Here is a 3,208-nt window from a genome sequence, read left to right as displayed (position 1 = left end):
AAACAGAAACAACTCCACCAAAAACAGAAACAGAAACAACTCCACCAAAAACAGAAACAGAAACAACTCCACCAAAAACAGAAACAGAAACAACTCCACCAAAAACAAAAACAGAAACAACTCCACCAAAAACAGAAACAGAAACAACTCCACCAAAAACAGAAACAGAAACAACTCCACCAAAAACAAAAACAGAAACAACTCCACCAAAAACAGAAACAGAAACAACTCCACCAAAAACTTTTGACCAGCAGCAAACAATCTTACAAGAACAAGTAAAACTCAAGGAAATTTTAAGAAAAAAATTCCTAAGAGAAACTCCAAGAAATAAATTGCCAAAACCCGTAAGAAAAAACTTGATAGTATTACAAGAAGAAGAAGAAGAAACTGCTAAACTAATTAATGAATATAAAGATGAAATAACGTTTCTAAAAAAAGCTTTGATGAATAGAATTCCCAAACACTACAATAAATATCATTCTAAAATTCTTACTGATAAGTTCAGAGTTTATAGAGAAGAAGAAGTCAATGAATTTGTTAAGTATCTAATAAATGGAAATGTTTTCGATAAAAAAAAACTAAAAAAATTTTTCAAGGTAATTCAATCTACATTAGAAAATAAGAAAAAATTTGAAAAAGAATTTGATCAAAATAAAATTCACAACATAGATCTTTATAATGAAGACATAAAGATATTAGAAGATACCTTATACTATGAGATTAGATTATCTTGTAATACAGGATTTCATTTCGCTATGTTTTACAATATTTGTCAGGCTAGAAACCCATTAGTTCAAACACTTAATTACAATAGCATTAGAGATAGTATAAAAGAGGGACGTTACGCAAAAAAACAAAAGAAAGAAATCCCTTATCGAAATGATATAGATTTTGATTACAATCATCTTCCCTTCATCAATATAACAGAAAACCCAACAACACAAGAAGAAGCCGTGAAACAATTTGAAGAAATCATGAGCATATATTTTGAGGACGGGCAAAAAGAGCACACAATGAACAAGTCTTACCATGAAATTCACGAACTTGAAAGCATAATACCTGACAAGATTTTTCACCCTTCCAAGCTTCCACACGGCTTTAGCCGTACACCTGATAATATTTATTTAGCTTTTGGTTATTTACCTTGGGGCATATATACATTAGCACTTGCCCTTGACAAAATTAAAAAAGCCAATATTGAAAATCATCCTGATTATTTTCAATATTTAAACGCTATGACCACATTATTAAACAAGATAGCAGACATGACATCCATCATTTATCATAACTTATCATTTCGTGGTCAGTATACATTTGATGATAAAAGAAATTTTGAAACTAAACTAACTATGAAAGAAATTGTAAATTTTAATCAACAACTTATAATATATTTAAAAAAAATGAGGTGTGTTGGATTTTCTATCTTGCAAAACCTATACGCTGTACCCATTCATGGAAATCGAAGGAACATCAAAGCAGAAGACTTTTATCAGGTGTGCAACAAAATGAATAATGATCCAAAGATTCAAAATGCAATAAATATTGTAATATCAGAAAATAATAAAACAATGCATCACTTTGACAAACTAATAAAAAAAGCTAGAACAAGACAGAAATAAGAAAGTTCCACACAATCAAATATTATATTTACTAACATTTTCATAAATTAAATACATATCATAAATATTTTCATAACACAGAATGCACTTTTGATCACATTCCCATTAAATAATTTTCGTATCCATTAACCAAACTCAAAATCTACAAATCTCCTTTTTAAACTTTCCACACTCTAAAAATCTTCAAGCAATATTTTAAACTCTTCACAAGCAATCGAATATAGACCTGCAATACTTGTAAGAGTTAAAGTAAAATTAAATCAAAAAATCTATCTTGGGGTTTCAAACTTAAAATTTTACGTTTTTCAACCTCTGTAAAATCAAAATATTGGTAAGTCAAGCAACAACTTAAAATCATTAGGATTATTTTTAATAATTAATATACAAGCATTCCTTGAAAGAAGTAAATTCACAGAATTTGTCAAAATTTCATTTTCATTTTGTTGAAGCATCAATCCCACTATATAGATATCTTTCACTTCATAGTATTAACGCTACCTCATTAAGTCATATGAATTCACCAATCAAACAAATACACGTTAAGATATCTTGTAGAGATAAAAGTTTTGTTATTTATTAGTATTTTTTTTAATAAAAATTAAGTTAGGTTGTTATTAAGAGTAATATAGATCCCCCCACCCCATTTTTACATTGTCTGACTTAATACACGAAAATCCTAAGAACCCATATAAGAAGCTACAACAATCACTTTAAAAAAGCATAATTTATGCATAAAATTCCTTTATATTAATATAGTATCATTTCTAAAAAAAATAATACTATATTAATATAAAGGATTAAAATAAACATATGAAAGTTTACACACTATTGATTATTTTTGGGCTTCTACAAATCGAAAATTTGTATTAACTTGCTATATCCCTCATATCCACTTACTACTTTATCATAGAAATAATACCTGAAAGATACATGAGTTCTATATGCAACATGATTTCTCAACGTATCATCAAACACAGCCTCAAAATATGCAATAAAAAATATCCTAAAAACAAATATAAGTGATTCTTCTAGAATATGACCAAGATCTTCGGTAGTAACTTGTGGATTAGAATTAAATTCTTTCTCATATATATTTTTTGCAATACTAAACAGAATAGAATCATAAGGTTTTTCGTATAGAATCTCTTTTACAGCTTTTTTAAGCGTACTTGCATCATCAACTTTAGTACACATATCATATAATTATATCTCCAAAAAAAACACAAATCAAAACAATTTTCTACAAAGTTATATAATACATTATTAGTATTGCCATGTAGAAAGCAACACAAATAAAACATAACAGTATTGATATGAAGATAAACGTAACGATATACAATTAAACAAAAATAATCAACACAACTCTCAACAAATTTATACTAAATTAACTTGTGCTCAAATAGTTGCAACAACTTAATACAAAGTCGTTATATATATCGTTATGTATATTATGAAATAACAAAATATTTTCCCAACATCACAAACACTTGTGCTACACAATATGACACAGCAAGAGTAGCAATAACCGTCAAAGATGAAACTAACTGTCCCTTAAATCCTAGTCTACTCTCAATCAAAGTCAATTTAGA

General features: G+C 27.8%; 4 protein-coding genes. 1 reads left to right on the top strand and 3 read right to left on the bottom strand.

Annotated elements, in window-relative coordinates:
- The coding region (locus tag U881_RS13135; RefSeq protein WP_024652937.1) for a hypothetical protein at positions 1-286 on the bottom strand (286 nt) is incomplete at its 3' end.
- 46 nt (positions 287-332) lie between these two features.
- Here U881_RS13135 and U881_RS0100625 point away from each other — a divergent pair.
- Positions 333-1,619 carry a hypothetical protein gene (locus tag U881_RS0100625; RefSeq protein WP_024652936.1) on the top strand — a complete coding sequence of 429 codons (1,287 nt, stop codon included), beginning with the start codon at positions 333-335 and terminating at the stop codon, positions 1,617-1,619.
- 320 nt (positions 1,620-1,939) lie between these two features.
- On the opposite strand, the gene U881_RS12450 is transcribed toward U881_RS0100625, so the two are convergent.
- Both U881_RS12450 and U881_RS0100615 read right to left on the bottom strand, forming a co-directional pair.
- Positions 1,940-2,098, bottom strand: coding sequence for a hypothetical protein (locus U881_RS12450; protein WP_160164755.1), 159 nt, complete (start codon positions 2,096-2,098; stop codon positions 1,940-1,942).
- 367 nt (positions 2,099-2,465) lie between these two features.
- On the bottom strand, positions 2,466-2,813 hold the full coding sequence (locus U881_RS0100615) for a hypothetical protein (RefSeq protein WP_024652935.1): 348 nt from the start codon (positions 2,811-2,813) through the stop codon (positions 2,466-2,468).
- Positions 2,814-3,208: the final 395 nt, after the last annotated feature.

The sequence above is a fragment of the Borrelia persica No12 genome (genome assembly GCF_000500045.1).
Taxonomy (GTDB): domain Bacteria; phylum Spirochaetota; class Spirochaetia; order Borreliales; family Borreliaceae; genus Borrelia; species Borrelia persica.
The sequence above is the reverse complement of the archived record's forward strand: the minus strand, read 5'-3'. Positions and strand labels throughout refer to the sequence as shown.